Raw genomic sequence first — 15,834 nt, 5'->3', positions numbered from 1 at the left:
GAAAGACCCATCATGAACTTCCTCGACGGCTCCCTCTTCCCGGAGAACCAGGACAAGCTGGTGATCACCGCAGCCCCCTACGGCCCCGAGTGGATTCCTTCCGACTTCCCGCAGGACATCCCCGTCACCATGGAAGAGCAAGTGCAGAAGGCGGTCGACTGCTACAACGCCGGCGCCAGCGTGCTGCACCTGCATGTGCGCGAACTGGACGGCAAGGGCTCCAAGCGCCTGTCGATGTTCAACGAACTGATCGCCGGCGTGCGCAAGGCCGTGCCCGACATGATCATCCAGGTCGGCGGCTCGATCTCCTTCGCCCCCGAGAGCGACGGCGCCAACGCGAAGTGGCTGCACGACGACACGCGCCACATGCTGGCCGAGCTCGATCCGAAGCCGGACCAGGTCACGGTCACCGTCAACACGACGCAGATGAACGTGCTGGAGCACATGGAGGCCGAAGACATCGCCGGCACCTCGCTCGCGGACCCGCAGAACAACGCGGCCTACCGCGAAATGATCGTGCCCTCGGGCCCCGGCTTCATCGAGGAGCATGTGCGCCGCCTGAGCGCAGCGGGCATCCAGAGCGCCTTCCAGTTCTACAACATCAACAGCTTCGAGACGGTCGAGCGCCTGATGCGCCGCGGCATCTACAAGGGCCCGCTGGTGTGCAACTGGGTCGCGATCAGCGGCGGCATGGACCAGCCGACCATCTACAGCCTGTCCAACTTCCTGCGCGCCATCCCTGACGGCACCATGCTGACGGTGGAAAGCAGCATGCGGAATGTGCTGCCGATCAACATGATGGGCATGGCGATGGGCCTGCACGTGCGCTGCGGCATCGAGGACAACCTCTGGAACCAGTCGCGCACCGAGAAGATGTCGACGGTGCAGCAGATCGAGCAGCTTGTTCGCATGTCGCGCGAGTTCGGTCGCGAAGTCGCCAACGGCAAGGAAGCGCGCGAGATCCTGAAGATCGGCGTGTTCTACGACACCGTCGAAGAGACGCTGGCCGCCAACGGCTTCGCGCCGAACCCGAAGGGCCGCCAGCAGGGTTACCTGCGCCGGGTCGCTTGAAGACGGAAAGCGCTGCCGTGATGTCGACCGTCCTCATCGTCCCTGGCCTGCGCGACCACGTCGCAGGTCATTGGCAGACGCTGCTGGCCGCTGATCTCGCGGCCAAGGGGCGCAAGGTGCGCACCGTGCCGCCGATGGGGCGCGCCGATCTCGATTGCGGGACGAAGGTCTCGGCCATCGAGCGCGAGGCGCAGGCCATCGACGGCCCGATCGTCATCGTGGCGCACAGCGGCGGCTGCGTGATGGTCGCGCACTGGGCCCGCCGGACGCGGCGTGCCATCGAAGGCGCGCTGCTGGCCGCGCCGCCGGACTTCGAGCGGCCGATGCCCGAGGGTTATCCGACCATCGACGAACTGCGCGCCAGCGGCTGGCTGCCCGTGCCGCGGTTGACGCTCCCATTTCCGAGCATCGTGGCGGCAAGCCGCAACGACCCGCTCGGCGACTACACCCGCGTGGCCGCGCTGGCACGCGACTGGGGCAGCCGCCTGTTCGACCTCGGCGAGGTCGGCCACCTGAATCCCGCGTCCGGCTTCGGCAAGTGGCCCCGCGCGGAACTGTTCATCAACGAATTGACGAAGTAGTCCACACCAGGGCACCCGCGGAACCGGCTTTGCCGGGCCGCCGGGTGCGCCCCCGGAGAGGGGGTGGCGCAGCGACACGAAGTGCGCGCAGCCTGGGGGAGATTTCTATACAGGAGACAAACATGGCCAAGGCCATTCGCTTTCATGAAACCGGCGGACCCGAAGTCCTGAAGCTGGAAAACGTCGAAGTCGGCGAACCCGGCCCGGGCCAGGCGCGCGTGCGTCACACGTACATCGCGGTCAACTTCATCGACATCTACTTCCGCACCGGCCGCTATCCGCTGCCGCTGCCCAATGGACTGGGCTCGGATGCGGTCGGCGTTGTCGAGGCCGTCGGCCCCGGCGTCACGGACATCAAGGTCGGCGACCGCGTCGGCTACCTGATCGGCCCGCAGGGCGCGTATTCCGATGTTCGCGTGATGCCGGCCGAGGTGCTGATCCCGCTGCCCGATGGCGTCTCGGACCGCACCGCGGCCACGCTGATGATGAAGGGCATGACGGCGCAGTACCTGTTCCGCCAGGTCTACCCGCTCAAGGGCGGCGAGACGATCCTCTATCACGCGGCAGCCGGCGGCGTCGGCCTCATCGCCTGCCAGTGGGCGCGTGCGATGGGCGTGACCATGATCGGCACCGTCAGCACCGACGAGAAGGCCGAGATCGCCAAGGCGAACGGCTGTGCCTACACCATCGTGACCTCGCGCGAGAACATCGCCAAGCGCGTGCGCGAAATCACCGATGGCAAGGGCGTGCCGGTGGTCTACGACTCGGTGGGCAAGGACACGTTGATGGACTCGCTCGACAGCCTGCAGCCGCGCGGCTCGCTGGTGAGCAACGGCACCACCTCGGGTCCGGTCGTGATCGACTCGCAGCTGCTCGCCGTGAAGGGCTCCATCTGGGTCACGCGGCCGGCGATGATGCACTACATCACCCCGCGCTCGCACATGCTGGAGATGGCCGACGAGCTCTTCGGCCATGTGCTCGCAGGCCGCATCGTGAGCGAGCCCAAGCAGAGCTTCGCGCTCGCGGATGCCGCCGATGCGCACCGTGCGCTCGAATCGCGCAAGACCACCGGCGCGACCGTGCTCGTGCCCTGACACCAAGGGGATTGCCATGGACATGCATGCCCTCGACTCGAAGCAAGGGTCCGACAGTTACCTGTTCGGCCCGCGCCAGGCGTGGTTCGCGTTCGCGATGACGCTCGGCCTGATGATGGTCGACTACATCGACCGCCAGGTCATCGTTTCTCTCTTCCCGCATCTGAAGGAGGCCTGGGGCCTTTCGGACAAGCAGCTCGGTGCGCTGGTGTCCTCGGTGTCGGTCACGGTGGCCGTGGGCGGCATCCCGATCGCGCTGGTCGCCGACCGCTTCAGCCGTGTGAAGAGCATCGTGGTGATGGCGACCGTCTGGAGCCTCGCCTCGATCTCCTGCATGTTCACGCGCAACTACGGGCAGCTGCTCGCCGCGCGCGCGGCAGTGGGCCTTGGCGAAGCGGGCTATGGCTCCGTTGGCGCAGCGCTCATCGCCAGTCACTTCCCTGCGCGCATGCGGGGTGCGCTGATGGCCGCGTTCTTCTCCGCCGCGTCGATCGGCTCGGTGCTGGGCGTGATGCTCGGCGGCGTCATCGCCGCGCGCTGGGGCTGGCAGGCCGCGTTCGGCGTGGTCGGCGTGCCGGGACTCGTCCTGGCGCTGCTCTACATCAAGGTGCGCGACTACCGCACCGTGGAACTCACGCCGCGTATCGAGCAGGCCACCCGCTCGACGCAGGGAGCGGCGAGTGCGATCGTCAAGCGGCTGATGCGTTCGAAAACGCTGCTGTGGGTCTGCATCGCCGCACCGGCGCAGCTCATCCTCGTGTCGGCCATCTGGGCCTGGCTTCCGAGCTTCCTCAACCGTGTGCACGGCATGTCGCCCGAGCAGGCTGCGATCAAGGCCGCTCTCGTGGTGCTGTGCGGCGCGCTGGGCAGCGTCGTCTGGGGTGCGGTCGCCGACCGCGCCGGCAAGAAGCGTCCCGCGGCCAAGCTGCAGGTGACGGCTGTCGTCTGCATCGCCTCGGCGGCGGTGCTCGCGCTGGGCTTCGGTGCAGAGCACGTCGGGCTCGTCCTGTCGAAGCAGGCGCAGTTCGCACTGCTGGCGTTCGGCGGCTTCCTGATGACCTGCTCCGTGGGCGTCGTCGCGGCCGTCGTCATCGACGTGATCCATCCGGGCATCCGTGCCACCGGCGCTTCGGTGCTCTCGCTGTTCCAGAACCTGCTCGGCCTGGCCATGGGCCCGCTGGTCGCGGGCTTCCTGTCGGACGCCTGGTCGCTCGAACACGCGCTGATCGCGATGCCCGTCTTCGGTCTGCTGGCTGCTGGCGCCTTCATGCGTGCCTCGCGCAGCTACGGGGCGGACCTGCAGCGCGCCTGCGAGACCGACGTCGACGCCGGACCTGATTCCGCGCCCGCAGGCGCTCACCGCAGCGTGCCGGCCTGAGCCTGCGTACGCACATTCACTGAATTGAACGGACTACCACCATGAACGGATTGATGATGGATCAGCCCCTGCTGATCTCCAGCCTCCTCACCCACGCCGAACGCCATCACGGCGAACAGCAGATCGTCTCGCGCCGCGTCGAAGGCGACGTGCACCGCTACACCTACCGCGACATGGGCCAGCGCGCGCGCCGCCTCGCCAATGCGCTCGCCGCACGCGGCATCGAGCAGGGCGAACGCGTCGCCACGCTGGCCTGGAACGGCTATCGCCACATGGAGCTGTACTACGCGGTCTCCGGCTCCGGCGCGGTGCTGCACACGCTCAACCCGCGCCTGCACCCCGACCAGGTGGTGTGGATCGCCGACCATGCCGAGGACGAGATCCTCTTCTTCGACCTGACCTTCCTGCCGCTGATCGAGGCCGTGGCCTCGCGCGTCTCGACCATCAAGGCTTTCGTCGTGATGACCGACCGCGCGCACATGCCGGCTTCGTCGAAGGTGCCGAACCTGCTGTGCTACGAAGACCTGATCGACGACCACACGGCGGACTTCGAATGGCCGGTGTTCGACGAGAAGGCCGCTTCGTCCCTCTGCTACACCTCGGGCACCACGGGCAACCCCAAGGGCGCGCTCTACAGCCATCGCTCGACGATGCTGCACACCTACGCCGCCGCGCTGCCCGATGCGCTGAACTGCTCGGCCAAGGACGTGATCCTGCCGGTGGTGCCGATGTTCCACGTCAACGCGTGGGGCCTGCCGTACATCGCGTGCATGGTCGGCGCCAAGCTGGTGTTCCCGGGCCCGTGGCTCGACGGCAAGTCGCTGCACGACCTCTTCGAAGCCGAAGGCGTCACGGTCTCGGCCGGCGTGCCCACCGTGTGGCAGGGCCTGCTCGCGCATGTCGAGAGCAACGACCTGCACTTCAGCACCATGCGTCGCACGATCATCGGCGGCTCGGCCTGCCCGCCGGCGATGATGCGCGCCTTCCAGGACCGCTACGACGTGCAGGTCCTGCACGCCTGGGGCATGACCGAGCTGAGCCCGGTCGGCACCGTGTGCACGCTCAAGCCGTGCCACCAGTCGCTGGATGCGGCCGAGCGCCTCGCGATCCAGTCGAAGCAGGGCCGCTCGGTGTTCGGCATCGACATGAAGATCGTCGGCGAAGACGGCGCCGAGCTGCCGCACGACGGCAAGACGGCCGGCGAGCTGATGGTGCGCGGCGCGTGGGTCATCTCGAACTATTTCAAGGGAGAAGGGGCGGGTCCGCTGGTGAATGGCTGGTTCCCGACAGGCGACGTGTCGACCATCGACGCCGACGGCTTCATGCAGATCACCGACCGCAGCAAGGACGTGATCAAGTCCGGCGGCGAGTGGATCGGCTCGATCGACCTGGAGAACATCGCGATGGCGCACCCCGCGGTCGAGATGGCCGCCTGCATCGCGGCACGCCATCCCAAGTGGGATGAGCGCCCGCTGCTGATCGTGGTGAAGAAGTCGGGCCAGGAGGTCACGCGCGAGGAACTGATCCGCTTCTATGACGGCCGCATCGCCAAGTGGTGGACGCCGGACGACGTGGTCTTCGTCGACCGCATTCCGCTCGGCGCCACCGGCAAGGTCCAGAAGAACCTGCTGCGGGACGTCCACGGTGATCATCTGCTGGCCAACATCGGCATGAGGTTCGCATGACCAGCCTTTCGATCGCCGCGTGGCCGGCACGCAGCCGCACACTGTTCCCGGGGGTGCTCGCCTGCGCGGTGGTCGCGGCGGCATCGACCTTCCTGTCGCAGCACTACGGCGCGCCGGTGATGCTGTTCGCGCTCATGCTCGGCATGGCGATGAACTTCCTCTCGGCCGAAGGCGCCTGCAAGCCGGGCATCGAGTTCACCGCGCGGCAAGTGCTGCGCTGGGGCGTCGCGCTGCTGGGCCTGCGCATCACGGTCGCACAGGTCGTGGCGCTGGGCTGGCATCCGGTGGTGCTCGTGCTGGTGGCGGTGGTGGTGACCATCGGCGTGTCGATGGTGGTGGCGAAGCTCATGGGCTTCAACACGCTCTTCGGCCTGCTGAGCGGTGGCGCGACCGCCATCTGCGGCGCATCGGCCGCGCTCGCCCTTGCCGCGGCGTTGCCTTCGCATCCGCAGAAGGAGAAGGCGACGCTCTTCACCGTGGTGGGCGTCTCGGCGCTGTCGACCTTCGCGATGATCGCCTACCCGATGATCGCGCGCGCCCTGGGCCTGGGCGACCATGCGTCGGGCGTGTTCCTCGGCGCGACCATCCATGACGTGGCGCAGGTGGTCGGTGCGGGCTACAGCATGTCGAAGGAGACCGGCGACATCGCCACCGTCGTCAAGCTGATGCGCGTCGCGATGCTGCTGCCGGTGATCGTCTTCGCGGTGATGTGCGCACGGGCCAGCGGCATGCAGACGGGCGGCGCGCGTCCGCCGCTGCTGCCGTGGTTCGCGGTCGCTTTCGCGGTGCTGGTGGCGATCAACAGCACCGGCTGGCTGCCGGCGGCGCTCACCGAACTGGGCAGCGACTTCTCGCGCTGGTTCCTCGTGGCGGCCATTGCCGGTATTGGCATGAAGACGCAACTGCGCGACCTCGCCACCGTCGGCCTCAAGCCCGTCGCATTGATGTTGGGCGAGACCGTGTTTCTAGCCATACTGGCCATCGCGCTCCTGCGTTGGCCTGCCTGAAGCCGTGAAGAGGAGACAGAACATGAACCCCAATCCATTGCGGCGGAAGATGATCCAGGCCGCTTGCCTTTCATTCCTTGGCGTTGCAAGCCTCGCCGCGCACGCCCAGCAGCCTGCCAAGTGGCCCGACAAGGTGGTGCGCATCATCGTGGCCGGACCGGCCGGCGGCACCGCCGACATCGTGGCGCGCCTCCTGGGCGACCAGCTCACGAAGGACACGGGCCAGCCGGTGGTGGTCGACGCCAAGCCCGGCGCCGGCGGTGCGCTGGCGGTCAACGAGCTCTCGATGGCGCCGCATGACGGCTACACGCTGCTGGTCGGCGTCAGCTCCCTCGTGAGCGAGATCCCGCACATCGTCAAGCTGCGCAACGACATGTCCAAGGAGATCCGTCCCGTGGCCGAGCTCGGACGCGGCGGCCTCGTGATGGTCGGCGCGACCTCGGTGCCCGCTAAGAACTTTGCCGAGGTGGTGAGCTGGGTGAAGGCCAATCCGGGCAAGGTGAGCTATGCCTCGTACAGCCCGGGCACCGTCTCGCACGTCATCGGGCTGCAGCTCAACAAGGCGGCGGGCATCGACATGACGCATGTGGGCTACAAGGGCTCGACGCCCGCGCTCACCGACGTGATGGGCGGGCATGTGCCGCTGATGTTCGACGGCATGGCGACCTCGCTGCCGATGATCAAGGCCGGCAAGATCAAGGCCTTCGCGGTCAGCACGCCCAAGCGCTCGCCGCTGCTGCCGGATGTGCCGACCTTCGCGGAACTCGGCTATCCGCAGCTCGAAACGGTCTCGTGGATGGGCCTGTGGGCCAAGCCCGACGTACCCGCGGCCGTGCAGGCGGCCGTTCGCGAGGCTGCGCTCAAGGCCATCTCGCAACCGGCCGTGCGCACGCGGCTGCTGGATGCGGGTCTCGAAGCCGGCAGCGGGCGCACGCCCGACGAACTGGTGACCTCGCTGAACGCCGAATACAAGCGCGTGGGCGAGGTGCTGAAGTCGATCGACTTCAAGCCGGAGTGAGTTGGGGCTTCCGGCCGGTGCTGAGGCTTCAGGCCGCCGGACTCTCCAGCGAGAAGAGCGGCACGTCCGACCGCTGGCTCAGCCAGACGCCGCCGCCCATTTCCTTGAAGTGGCGCGACAGCCCGCGCCGGTACACCTCGGCGCGGTGGCGAAAGAGGTTCGGATCGGTGAGCTTCTCGTCGACGATGTCCCGCTCGTAGTCTTCGCGCGTGACGACTTCCACGTAGAGCGCACCTTCACTCAATGCGCCGAGATTCGTCAGCGCGCGTTTCAGGTCTGACGGATTCAGGTATGCCAGCACCCCCTGGCAGATGACGAAGTCGAACGGCTGCCTGGCCCGGAAGTCGACCACCGAGCCGAGCTCCCAGCCGTAGCGGTTGCACAGGTACTCGCTGACCTCCACGCCGTGATAGCTGGCCTGCGGAAAATGCCGCGCCACGATGTCGCGCCACAAGCCGATGCCGCAGCCCACGTCGAGCACGCGATGCACCGGGACGCGCAGGTATTTCAGATAGGCGCAGACAAAGTCGCCCAGGCGTTCGACATGCTGCGGGTCGGCCACCTTGGTCTTCTTGTCGAAGTAGTAGCGCTGGTAGTAGGACTCGTCGAACGCGTCGGCGCTTGCTGATTCCATCCGTGGATCCTTTCAGGACTCGGGGCTCCGAGGGTTCAAACCTGGAGCGATTCTCGCCTGCCGGAGCAGCGGGAGGCTTCTTCAACCCGCCAGCGCGATCGTCGCTGCCGCGGTGTACCCGTCGGCGATGCTGCCCGCCATGGTCGGCGTCATGGCTGCGATCTGCGCCGTCGTGTTGTCGCCGAAGACGTTGTCGGCCTGGATGCTGATCGCGGCGAAGTTCGAGACGCTGCGGGTGTAGGTCGACGCGTAGGGGTAGATCGCCGAACACACGGCGCTCGGCATGGCGAGCTGGGTGGTCAGCGCCGCATTCTTTCCGGAGGTCGCGGCCGCTTCGGACTTGAACACCTCCAGGTGCATGTGCGGCCAGCGGCCCGAGTAGCAGCCCGGGAAGATGGTCACGAAGGTCACCTGTCCGGCACTGTTGGAGACCTGCACGCCGCGCAGGTAGCTTTCGGCCGGCGCCGAATAAAGCGAGTAGTCGCCGACGGCGTCGCAGTGCCAGAGGTAGACCGCGTAGCCGGCCAGCGCGGCGCAGTTGGCGCCGGTGTTGGCGAGCGTGAGGGTCAGCGTGACCTGCACGCCCTGCGCCACGGTGGCCCTGCCGATGAAGCTCGAACGGATATCGCTGCGCACGATGCCGCTGGCGGTCAGGATGTCGGAGGTCGAGCCGGACGAGGTGTTGGTGCCGTCCGCCGGATAGGGCCCCGCGGTTTCCTGCGGGTCTGCGACGCACGATGCGGACGAGGTGCTGCTGGCGCTACTGGTGCTGCTCGATGTCGACGTCGTGGTGGCAGCCGTCGTCCCCGTGCTCGTCGCCGCGGCGGTCAGCGAGCCTGACGAACTGCCGCCTCCGCCGCAGCCGCCGATCAGGAATGCGCCGGCGGATGAGCCCAGCCAGGCCAGCGCGCGGCGGCGCCGCAGCATCTGGTCCTCGATCCGCGCGATGTCTTCGGCGAGGCTGTGTCCGTGGGTCGGGGCGCTGGGGAGGTTGTCTTTGATCACTTGCTTCATCCGGGTCCGGTGGTGGGACGCCGAGGATCGACAAGCCTTGTTTCCCGTGTGTTTCGCAACCTTGCGGCATTCTTTCAATGCGCGCCCGCGAAGCTCATGGCCAGCGGCACGCGAAGCTGCGCGACCAGCCCGCGCGCGCCGGACTTGAGCTGCACGTCGCCGCCGTGGGCCCGCGCGATCGATCGACACACGGCCAGGCCCAGGCCGCTCCCGCGCTTGCCGGAAGCGCGCGCGTGCGGGGCGCGATAGAAGGGCTCGAACACACGCTCCAGCTCGCCGTCCGGCAGTCCCGGGCCGCTGTCGCTGACCTCGGCGACCGCATCCTCGCCATCGACGAAAAGCCGCACCCGTGCTTCGCTTCCGTACTTGACGGCGTTGTCGATCAGGTTGTCCAGCACGCGCCGCATGCCGATGGCGTCGACGTCCACCGGCGCTTCCTCGCTGTGGCCGAGGCGCACGTTCTTGCCGACGAACTCCGCGTTCTCGACCACGTCCTCGACGACGCTCGCCAGGTTCAGGTGTTCGCGCGGTCCGGGCTCCGACGCATCGCGGATGAAGGCCAGCACGGAGCTGATCATCTGCTCCATTTCCTCGACGTCCTGGAGCATCCCGGCCCGAACATCGTCCGGCACGTCCTCGATGCGGAAGCGCAGGCGGGTCAGCGGCGTGCGCATGTCGTGGCTGATCGCGCCGATCATGGCGGTGCGGTCCGCCACGAAGCTGCGAAGCTGGCTCTGCATCCGGTTGAAGGCCTGCGCGGCGCGTCCCACTTCCGCCGGGCCGGAAAGCGCCAGCACCGGCGCCTGCGGGTCGCGGCCGAGCTGTTCCGCCGCCCGCGCGAAGCCGGCGATGGGCCGGACCAGGCGGCGCGAGAACCACCAGCCCGCCGGGGTCACGATCAGCGCGGCGACCAGGAACCAGAGCAGCACGCGGCGTTGCCAGGCGTTCGGGAAGGGCTCGGGCACCGGTTGGACCGTGGCCCAGCCGCCCTCGGGCAGACGCACCGCGGCGACGAAATCGCCGACGACGAAGGGGGCGGGCGCCAGCCCGAACAGGCCGCGGGCGGGTGCGGTGATCGGCTGGGGCTTCTCGGCTTCGAGCGGCTGCGGCCGCACCTGCGCCGGGACTGCGGGCGCCTTGCTGGCGGGCGGTGAAGCGATCGGGCCCTGTGGGGCGTGCAGGCTCTCGGTGCCTGTCGCGGGATTGGCGGGCGCCGGTTCGGCCGCAGAGGGGGCGGGCGCCTTCGCGGTGGGTTCGCGGTGCGTCGGTGCAGCGGGACGGGATGGACGCTCGCGAATCACCGGCTCGGCGATGACGGCGTCGCTCGGTGCGGGTGGCAGCACCGCGCCGCCACCCGGGACCGGCATTCGCATGGCGCCTGCCGGCGCGGGACTCACGCCCGACATCGACCCGCCCGGCGGCGCGGCCGTCATGGCGGCGGGCGGCGATGACGGCGCCGGCGAAGCGGAAGGCGAACTGGCCGATGCCGCAGGCTTGGCGGCTGCGCCTTCGGGGACGGCGGATGGCTTGGCGGCACCGGGCACGCCCGGGGCGCCGGCGGCGCTCCCCGCATCCGGCGGCGCCTGCGTGCCGCCGTGTCCGGGTGTCGGATCCGGTGCGGGGAGGGGGGAGGCACCCGGCGTTTCCGTCCGCTGGGGGGCGGCGTCCGGCTGTCGCTGAGGCAGTGTCCGCATTCCACCGGCCGGCGCGTTGCCGGCGCCACCTTGCGGAAAGCCGCCCGGCATGCCGACACCACCGGGTGCGCCGAAGCCGCCGGGCGGGCCGAACCCGCCGGGGCCGAAACCACCGGGCCCCATGCCGCCACCCGGCCCACCTTGCGCGACCGTGAAGTCGACCCGCATGAAGCCATCGGGCCACACCCGCACCGGCAGCGCGGCGCGCGTCGCTGTCGGCGACGTGGCGTTGTTGCTGCCCATCGGGCGCGGCGGCGCGCCGGCCACGCCCGCAAAAGGCAGCGGCGTGTAGAAGTAGAGGCGCACGTCGGCATCGTCGCGCCCCAGCAGTTGCGCGAGATCGTGGCGTGAGCGCTCCGAGGTCAGCCAGCCGGGGCCGCTGGGTTCCGGCGACCCGGACCGCGTCGCGCGAACGAACATGCGGTCGCGGTCGGCGGCGCTGCCGTCGCCCTTCAGCATCCTGGCGATGTCGTCGAGCTGGTATTGGGCTGGCGGCTGCGGGGGCAGCAGCATCGTCAGTGCGAGGGTCACGAGTTGGGCGACGCCCAGCCCGGCCAGAAGCAACGCCGTGATCTGCAGGGCAAGCGGCGGGCCGGTCCAGCGGCGCGCGGTGCGGGAAGAATTCATGTGCGGATGCTGGCATGGACCCCATCCGCTGTCACCGCTCTTGGGGCAGCGCGGTCCGGAATCGCGTGGGGCGGCGCTCGGCCAGGCAATGCCGCGATAATTCCCGGCGCGTTTTGCGCCTGCATTTCATCGTGTTGCGCTTTGTTGCAGCGTGGCGCGCATCCTTGCTCCGATTCACCTCCCGCCTTCAGTGAACCTGTCCACCCGTCTCCTCATCGTCGATGACGACGTCGGCATCCGCGGCCTCGTGTCGTCGTTCCTCGAGAAACACGGATTCCATGTCGACACGGCGGCCAACGTGGCGGAAATGAACGCGATGCTGGCCGCGCAGCCCTATGCGCTGATCGTGCTCGACGTGATGATGCCGGGCGAGGATGGCCTCAGCGCCCTGCGCAACCTGCAGAAGAGCGGCGGCCCGCCGGTCATCATGCTGTCGGCCGTGGGCACCGACGTCGACCGCATCGTCGGCCTCGAGATCGGCGCGGAGGACTACCTGGCCAAGCCCTGCAATCCGAGGGAACTGCTGGCGCGCATCCGCACCGTGCTGCGCCGTGTTGCCGCGCCCGCCGTGGCATCTCCGGTCGCTGCCGCGGCGGTGCCCGACGAGGCCGCCGAAGCCGTCTATTTCGAGGGCTGGCGCCTCGACCTGGCCGCGCGGATGCTCTTCGACCCGGACGGGGCCGTGGTGACCTTGTCGGATGGCGAATTCAGGCTGCTGCGCACCTTTGTCCAGAGCCCGAGGCGCGTGCTGTCGCGCAATCACCTGCTCGACCAGGCACTGGGGGCGGGCAGCGAGTCGTACGACCGCGCCATCGACGTGCAGATCAGCCGCTTGCGCCGCAAGCTGAGCTTCGGCGAGGCGCGCGCCAACCTGATTCGCACGGTGCGCAACGAAGGCTACATGTTCACCCCCGCCGTCACGCGGCAGCCGCCTTCGTCCTGACGCGCACGCAACGCGCGTGCAAACAAGCGAAATCCCCCGGCAACAAGCGCCGGTGAAGCTCACGGCTCCATCTTCATTGGAGCAATCGACGTGAATCTATTCTGCGAACTCAAGCGCGCGACCGACGAGGTGGCGGCATGAACGGGAGCGCCATCGCCATCGCCGCGGCCGTTCTCTTCATCCTCGTGATGCTGTGGCAATCCATGCGGGCCAACATCCGGGCGGCTTCGGCGCACATGGAGCTTCGCGCCGATCCTGTGGAGCCGCGTGGCGACCAGGATTCACCATCGGCGTCGGCATCGCGGCGCGAACGGGTCTGCGAGACCCTCGACCTGCGCCAGTTCCTCTGCGCGGTGCAGTCGACCTACGAGCCGACGCTGGCGCGCCACGGCCTGCGGCTGGAGCTCGAAGTGCCATCGATGCCGCTCACGGTGGCGGTGCGCGAAGCCGATCTGCGGCGGGTCTTCGCGCACATCGTGCGAGAGGTGTGCTCCGCACCGGCCGTGGGCGCGACGCTGCGCGTCCTGGCGCGGTCGGACGGTGCGCAGGCGGTGATCAACTGCCTGGACGCGGGCGGGCCGGAGCCGGTGCTCCCCCGCATCCTGGCGACCCACGGCGACGGTGTGCCAGCGGCCGTCGCGACATGCCGCGCCATCGTCGAGGACTTCGGCGGGCGCTTGTACGCGGCGCCGTCGCCGCTCGGCCAGCAGTCGCTGACCTTGCGCTTTCCGCTGCTTCGGCTGCACGACCGCGCAGAGGGCACGCCATGAGGGCGCTCGTCGCCGCGATGCTGCTCGCGGGCGTGACCGTGTTGTCGGGATGCGGCCGGACGGATGGATGCACCGACCGGAACCTCGCATGCGGCTCGGGTCCGTCCACGCTGGCGCTCGTCACTGCCCGTGGCGGGTGAGCCGGCCGCCGCCGCCGAGTCCAGAATGCGTGGGCTGGCGCCCCGGCGCCGCGGCGAAACCCGTCGGAGAAAGAATGAACTCGAACGCCATTGAACCGAACCAGACCACCCAGCTGGGGGCCTGCACCTATCTCCTGCACATCCTGCTGAAGGAAGCGGAGCGCCGGCAAAGCGGCTTTGTCCGCGCGACGATCGAGCATGTCCTCAAGGACCATTCAGGCATTCCCGACGATGTTCCGGACAGACGCTTCGTCGATGCCTTGTTCTCGGAAATCCTAGACATGCTGCGGCGCGCGGACCCGGCCAGTGCCTTGCCGGAGTTGCCGCCCGCCCCGCGGCCTCGCGCCACGGCCGCTGCCGCGCCCGAGCTCTCACGCGACTGGCGCCAGTGGATCGCCGAGAGCCGGCTGCGGGATTGCACGCCTGAATCCATGCTGGAGACCATGAAGGCAGCGGGGCTCGACGCGGCGCAGGCCGAGGCCGCGATTAGGGCGATGGAGAACGAGCCCGCGTTCCTGGCGGGGCGCCGCATGCAGCAGCTTCAACGCAAGCTCGAATCCGTCGCCGGAAACCTGCAGAAGCTGTGGGCGTCCGCACCGCGGTACGACCGCGTCGAAAAGCGCACCTCGCCGCCCCGCGAGGAATTCATCGAACGCTACGTCCGCGGCTGCCATCCCGTGGTGCTGACCGATGTCACCCGCGACTGGCCGGCGATGAAGCGCTGGTCGCCCGACGACCTGAAGCGGCGCTTCGGTCAGTTCGACGTGGAGATCCAGGACGGCCGCGACGCGGACCCCAACTACGAGGAAAACAAGCTGGCGCACCGCCGCGTCGTCCAGCTCGGCCCCTTCGTGGATCGCGTGCTCGCGGGCGGCCCGACCAACGACTACTACCTCACCGCCAACAACGAGGCCCTGCGCAGCGAGGCGTTCTCGCCGCTCCTGGCCGACATCGGGAGCCTGCCGCCGGCCTGCGACCGGTCGCAACTGGCCGAGAGGTCATCCTTCTGGTTCGGCCCGGCGGGCACGAAGACGCCGCTGCACCACGACACGATCATGCTGTTCCACACGCAGGTGGTCGGGCGCAAGCGCTGGCGCCTCATATCGCCGCTGGAGACGCCGAAGCTCTACAACTTCAACAACGTCTTCAGTCCGGTCGATATCGACGACCCCGACCTGGGCCGCTATCCGCTCTTCAAGGAAGCCACGGTCCTCGACGTGGTCGTCGAACCCGGGGAGACCCTCTTCCTTCCGCTCGCCTGGTGGCACCAGGTGGTGTCGCTCGACCTCTGCATGTCCCTGTCGTATTCGAATCTGGACGTGCCCAACGACTTCTCCTTCCGGAACCCCGACATCCGCAACTGGTAGCTTTCAGTGCCGCTGGCATACTGCCTGTCAGCCATGAACCAGCGCCTGAAGACCGGTGAACGTACCGAACGCGAAGTCCGCATCGACCTCGCGGCCGCCTACCGCATGGCGGCGCAGAACGGCTGGGACGACACGGTGTACACGCACCTGTCGGCGAGCGTCCCGGGTGAGCCCGGCCACTATCTGCTGAACCCCTTCGGCGCCACCTTCGACGAGATCACCGCGAGCAGCCTGGTCAAGGTGAACGTGCGCGGCGAGGTGGTCGACGGCTCGGGCGCGCGCGTGAATCCCAGCGGCTTTGCGATCCACGGGGCGGTGCATGCGGCGCGGCCTGACATCGAGTGCGTCATACACCTGCACACGCCGTGGGGCGTGGCCTTGTCGATGCTGCCGAACGGCCTGCAGGCGACATCGCAGTACGCGATGCGGCTGCATGGGCGACTGGGCCGCCATGCCTATGAAGGACTCGCGCTCGGCGCCGACGAGCAGCAGCGGCTCGTCGCGGAACTCGGCGTGCTCGACGGCCTGATCCTGGAGAACCACGGCACGCTGGTGGTGGGGCGCACCGTCGCCGAGGCCTGGATGCTGATGCACCTGCTCGAGCGCGCCGCACAGGCGCAGCTTCGTGCCATGGCGGCCACGGGCGGCGCGGTGCGGGTTGCGAGCGACGAGATGGCCGCGCGCACCTACCGCGAATGGGTCGGCGACGGCAGCGAGTGGGACGGCGACGTGGAGTGGCCGGCGCTGCTGAGGCGGCTGGATCGCTCCATGCCGGGCTATCGCCATTGAGCGACTGACGAACCCCTGAACC

The 15,834-nt window shown here is 68.6% G+C and carries 15 protein-coding genes; 12 read left to right on the top strand and 3 right to left on the bottom strand.

Features of this window, described 5'->3' with window-relative positions:
- The first annotated feature begins 12 nt into the window (after positions 1-12).
- The 7 genes from BLW05_RS03650 (at position 13) to BLW05_RS03620 (ending at position 7,834) form a co-directional block, all read left to right on the top strand.
- Positions 13-1,071, top strand: coding sequence for a beta-keto acid cleavage family enzyme (locus BLW05_RS03650; protein WP_093159742.1), 1,059 nt, complete (start codon positions 13-15; stop codon positions 1,069-1,071).
- 20 nt (positions 1,072-1,091) lie between these two features.
- The gene (locus BLW05_RS03645) at positions 1,092-1,652 is read left to right on the top strand and encodes an RBBP9/YdeN family alpha/beta hydrolase (RefSeq protein ID WP_093160465.1); all 561 of its coding nucleotides are present in this window, start codon (positions 1,092-1,094) and stop codon (positions 1,650-1,652) included.
- A 122-nt stretch (positions 1,653-1,774) separates the two neighbouring features.
- On the top strand, positions 1,775-2,746 hold the full coding sequence (locus tag BLW05_RS03640; RefSeq protein ID WP_093159740.1) for a quinone oxidoreductase family protein: 972 nt from the start codon (positions 1,775-1,777) through the stop codon (positions 2,744-2,746).
- A gap of 16 nt (positions 2,747-2,762) precedes the next feature.
- Positions 2,763-4,124, top strand: coding sequence for an MFS transporter (locus BLW05_RS03635; RefSeq protein WP_256330003.1), 1,362 nt, complete (start codon positions 2,763-2,765; stop codon positions 4,122-4,124).
- 41 nt (positions 4,125-4,165) lie between these two features.
- Positions 4,166-5,809, top strand: a complete 1,644-nt coding sequence (locus BLW05_RS03630; RefSeq protein ID WP_093159737.1) for a 3-(methylthio)propionyl-CoA ligase — start codon at positions 4,166-4,168, stop codon at positions 5,807-5,809.
- Entirely contained in the window at positions 5,806-6,816 is a 1,011-nt protein-coding gene (locus BLW05_RS03625; protein ID WP_093159735.1) for a YeiH family protein, read from the top strand. Before BLW05_RS03630 ends, BLW05_RS03625 begins: the two co-directional genes overlap by 4 nt.
- Positions 6,817-6,838: 22 nt before the next feature.
- Positions 6,839-7,834, top strand: a complete 996-nt coding sequence (locus BLW05_RS03620) for a Bug family tripartite tricarboxylate transporter substrate binding protein (RefSeq protein WP_256330002.1) — start codon at positions 6,839-6,841, stop codon at positions 7,832-7,834.
- Positions 7,835-7,862: 28 nt separating this feature from the next.
- On the opposite strand, the gene BLW05_RS03615 is transcribed toward BLW05_RS03620, so the two are convergent.
- The 3 genes from BLW05_RS03615 to BLW05_RS03605 all read right to left on the bottom strand — a co-directional run bounded on the left by BLW05_RS03615 (position 7,863) and on the right by BLW05_RS03605 (position 11,803).
- Entirely contained in the window at positions 7,863-8,468 is a 606-nt protein-coding gene (locus BLW05_RS03615) for a methyltransferase domain-containing protein (protein ID WP_093159730.1), read from the bottom strand.
- A gap of 81 nt (positions 8,469-8,549) precedes the next feature.
- Positions 8,550-9,473: a peptidase associated/transthyretin-like domain-containing protein gene (locus tag BLW05_RS03610; RefSeq protein ID WP_256330001.1), complete on the bottom strand. Its 924-nt coding sequence runs from the start codon at positions 9,471-9,473 to the stop codon at positions 8,550-8,552.
- Between the two features lie 83 nt (positions 9,474-9,556).
- Positions 9,557-11,803, bottom strand: coding sequence for an ATP-binding protein (locus BLW05_RS03605; RefSeq protein WP_093159725.1), 2,247 nt, complete (start codon positions 11,801-11,803; stop codon positions 9,557-9,559).
- A gap of 190 nt (positions 11,804-11,993) precedes the next feature.
- Between BLW05_RS03605 and BLW05_RS03600 the strand changes: the two genes are divergently transcribed.
- From BLW05_RS03600 to BLW05_RS03585, 5 genes are all read left to right on the top strand, one after another.
- Complete coding sequence (locus BLW05_RS03600; RefSeq protein WP_093159723.1) at positions 11,994-12,746, top strand: response regulator; 753 nt, start codon at positions 11,994-11,996, stop codon at positions 12,744-12,746.
- Positions 12,747-12,883: 137 nt separating this feature from the next.
- Positions 12,884-13,516 (top strand): ATP-binding protein, encoded by a 633-nt coding sequence (locus BLW05_RS03595; RefSeq protein ID WP_093159720.1) that lies wholly within the window; start codon positions 12,884-12,886, stop codon positions 13,514-13,516.
- Complete coding sequence (locus tag BLW05_RS35845) at positions 13,513-13,656, top strand: hypothetical protein (protein ID WP_177142546.1); 144 nt, start codon at positions 13,513-13,515, stop codon at positions 13,654-13,656. Before BLW05_RS03595 ends, BLW05_RS35845 begins: the two co-directional genes overlap by 4 nt.
- Before the next feature lie 74 nt (positions 13,657-13,730).
- Positions 13,731-15,023 (top strand): cupin-like domain-containing protein, encoded by a 1,293-nt coding sequence (locus BLW05_RS03590; RefSeq protein WP_177142545.1) that lies wholly within the window; start codon positions 13,731-13,733, stop codon positions 15,021-15,023.
- Positions 15,024-15,056: 33 nt separating this feature from the next.
- Entirely contained in the window at positions 15,057-15,812 is a 756-nt protein-coding gene (locus tag BLW05_RS03585) for a class II aldolase/adducin family protein (RefSeq protein ID WP_093159716.1), read from the top strand.
- Positions 15,813-15,834 lie beyond the last annotated feature (22 nt).

It is taken from the genome of Variovorax sp. YR216 (assembly GCF_900107745.1).
GTDB lineage: Bacteria > Pseudomonadota > Gammaproteobacteria > Burkholderiales > Burkholderiaceae_C > Variovorax.
The sequence above is the reverse complement of the archived record's forward strand: the minus strand, read 5'-3'. Positions and strand labels throughout refer to the sequence as shown.